The 2,864-nt window shown below is 43.4% G+C and carries 3 protein-coding genes; all 3 read left to right on the forward strand.

Features of this window, described 5'->3' with window-relative positions; all coding sequences use genetic code 11:
* Window positions 1-724, forward strand: a 724-nt coding sequence (locus tag NTU69_11385) for an adenylate/guanylate cyclase domain-containing protein (protein MCX5804110.1), incomplete at its 5' end; no start/stop codon positions are given.
* A 12-nt stretch (window positions 725-736) separates the two neighbouring features.
* Entirely contained in the window at window positions 737-1,312 is a 576-nt protein-coding gene (locus tag NTU69_11390; protein MCX5804111.1) for a PAS domain-containing protein, read from the forward strand.
* Window positions 1,296-2,780: a PAS domain S-box protein gene (locus NTU69_11395; protein MCX5804112.1), complete on the forward strand. Its 1,485-nt coding sequence runs from the start codon at window positions 1,296-1,298 to the stop codon at window positions 2,778-2,780. The genes NTU69_11390 and NTU69_11395 overlap by 17 nt, the downstream gene beginning before the upstream one ends.
* Window positions 2,781-2,864 lie beyond the last annotated feature (84 nt).

The following is a 2,864-nucleotide window of genomic DNA, read 5'->3' on the forward strand; positions in this document are numbered from 1 at the left end:
AAGTATTGCAATGGAGAATGCGCGCCTTTATCAAGAAACGGTTTCTATGACAGAACATGAACGTGGGATACGACAGATGTTTCAAAAGTTTGTCCCCAAAGAGGTTGTTGATAAAATCATCCATGGTGAACAATTCGGGAAGACGACGATTGATGAGCTCAGAACACTGACCTTATTAAATATTGATATAAGGGGATTTTCAAGACTCGCTACGAAAATTGGCCCTCAAAAAACTGTATCAATGCTGAATTATTTCTTCTCCACCATGGGTGGTATAGTATTTAATCATCGTGGCATTGTTGATAAATATCTGGGCGACGGCTTTCTTGCAATTTTCGGTGCACCGTTACCAAGTCCAACAGACGCAGACAACGCTATAGAGGCAGCACTCGAAATGAAACAGTCCATAGAAACTGTGAGTGATTACTTTGTGGAAAAAATAGGCACCCCCCTTGTCATTGGTATCAGTATCCATACTGGTGAGGTCGTGATTGGAAATATTGGCTTTGATAAAAAGATTGACTACACTGTCATCGGCGATCCAGTTAATACTGTTTTCAGACTGCAAAGTCTTGCAAAGTCAATAGCCAATGGTATTTTGATAAGTGAAAAAACCCATAGTATCTCCCAGTCCAACCTTATTGTGCGCGAATTTGGAACGTATAAAATAGACTCCACGCTTGGTGATTTAAAGGTTTTTGAACTTTTAGGAACACAAAGATAAGAGATATGTAATATGGAAGATCAGAAAAAAACAAAAGAACAACTTATTCTTGAGTTGGCAAAAATGCACCAGCGAATATCTGAACTAGAAAAATCAGAAGATAAGCGTAAAAAAGCAGAAGACATCTTGAAGGAGAGCGAAGCAATATTGCGAACATTGATCAACGCTACCAGGGAAACCTTGATAATGATTGACACAGAAGATAGAGTCCTTTTAGCAAATGAGGTAGTTGCTCAAAGATTAGGCAAAAGCTCCCAGGAACTCATCGGTACCTGCCTATACGATCATTTTCCCCCGGATATAGCAAAATCGAGAAAAGAACATTTCGATAAAGTTGCGATTACAGGTGAATCAATTCGTTTTGAAGATACCAGGGCAGGGAGATTTTACGAAATATATTGTTATCCTGTTTTTAATGAGGAAGGAAAGGTATCAAGATTAGTTATTTTTGCCCGCGACATCACCGACCGTAAAGAAGCAGAAGATATGGTAAGAGAGAGCGAAGAAAAATACAACAACTCTTGCCGATGTGCAACACCAACTCTATGTGAACCCCGAAGACCGCGAGACAATGAAACAAAAGGTTGAACAATATGGTTCGGTCAGTGGATTTGAAGTTCAGTTCTACCGGAAGGATGGCACAAAGATATGGGTTTGTTTTAGCGTGCATGCTGTTCGTGATGCAGGGGGAATTTTACAGTATTATGAAGGGGTGCTTGAGGATATCACCGAGCGCAAACAGGCAGAAGAAGTACTCCGTCTCACCGACATACGCCAAAAAACGATATTGCAGCTCTATCAGATGGCAGATACCTCTCTCGACACGATTACCGGTTTTGTCTTGGAGGAGTGTGTAAAAATCAGCGAAAGCGAGCTCGCATTTATTGGTTTTATCAATGAAGATGAGACAATCATGCATACCCACCTATGGTCTCAAAAGGCCATGGAGGAGTGTGCCGTGGACGGGAAGCCCGCCGAGTTTCCTCTTGATAAGGCCGGGTTATGGGCTGAGGCAATACGGCAGCGAAAACCCATTATCGTGAACAATTACTCCGATCCCAACCCATACAAAAAGGGTTGCCCTGAAGGGCATGTCCCCCTGACGCGCTTCATGAGCATTCCGCTCATCGATCGGGATCATGTTGTTCTTGTTGCCGGTCTTGCGAATAAGAAAGAGCCATACACCGAATCCGATATTACGCATATCTCCATGCTTTTAGAAGGCATGTGGAACTACGTTCAACGGAGAAATGCAGAGGATAGAGTACGTCAGAGTGAAGAAAAATACCGTAGTATCTTTGAAAATTCTATCATGGGAATTTTTCGAACCACTCCTGATGGTCATTACTTGAGTGCCAATCCTGCCGGAGCTAAGATGTACGGTTATAAATCGCAAGAAGAAATGATACAGTCAGTCACAGGCATGGCTCATCAGATATATGTTCACCCCGAAGACCGGAAACGGTTTAAAGAACTGATAGAAAGTAGTGGATTTGCTGAAGGCTTCGAAGCAGAGCATTACACCAAAGACGGAAGTAAAATATGGGCCTCCATGAATGCACGTATTATCCGTGATACGTCAGGCGCCATACTTTACTATGAAACCACTTCTCAGAACATCACTAAGCGCAAGCGGGCAGAAGACGCACTCCGCCAGAGCGAGGAGAAATACCGCTCCATCTTTAAGAACTCTGTGGAAGGCATCTTCCAGACCACCCCTGAAGGACAATACATAAGTGTCAACCCTGCCCTTGCGAGGATGATAGGGTATGATTCACCCGAAGAGTTAAAAAAAGGCGTTACCAACTTATCGAAACAGGGATATGTAAACCCTGAGGACAGGGTAAGGTATAAAAAGATTCTTGAAGAACAGGGTATTATCAAAGGGTTTGAGGCACAGCACTACAGGAAAGATGGGAACATAATCTGGGTTTCAATAAATGCCCGTGCGGTTAAGGATGAAGCAGGTAAGGTGCTCTACTATGAAGGCACTATTGAAGACATCACCGAGCGCAAGCGGGCAGCAAGCCGAAGAAGAACTCAAACAAACCCTTGAGAAACTGAGAAAGACCTTAGCAGGCACCATCCAGGCTATGTCACTGACCGTAGAGACACGAGACCCCTATACCTCGGGTCACCA

Source organism: Pseudomonadota bacterium (assembly GCA_026388215.1).
Taxonomy (GTDB): domain Bacteria; phylum Desulfobacterota; class Syntrophorhabdia; order Syntrophorhabdales; family Syntrophorhabdaceae; genus JAPLKF01.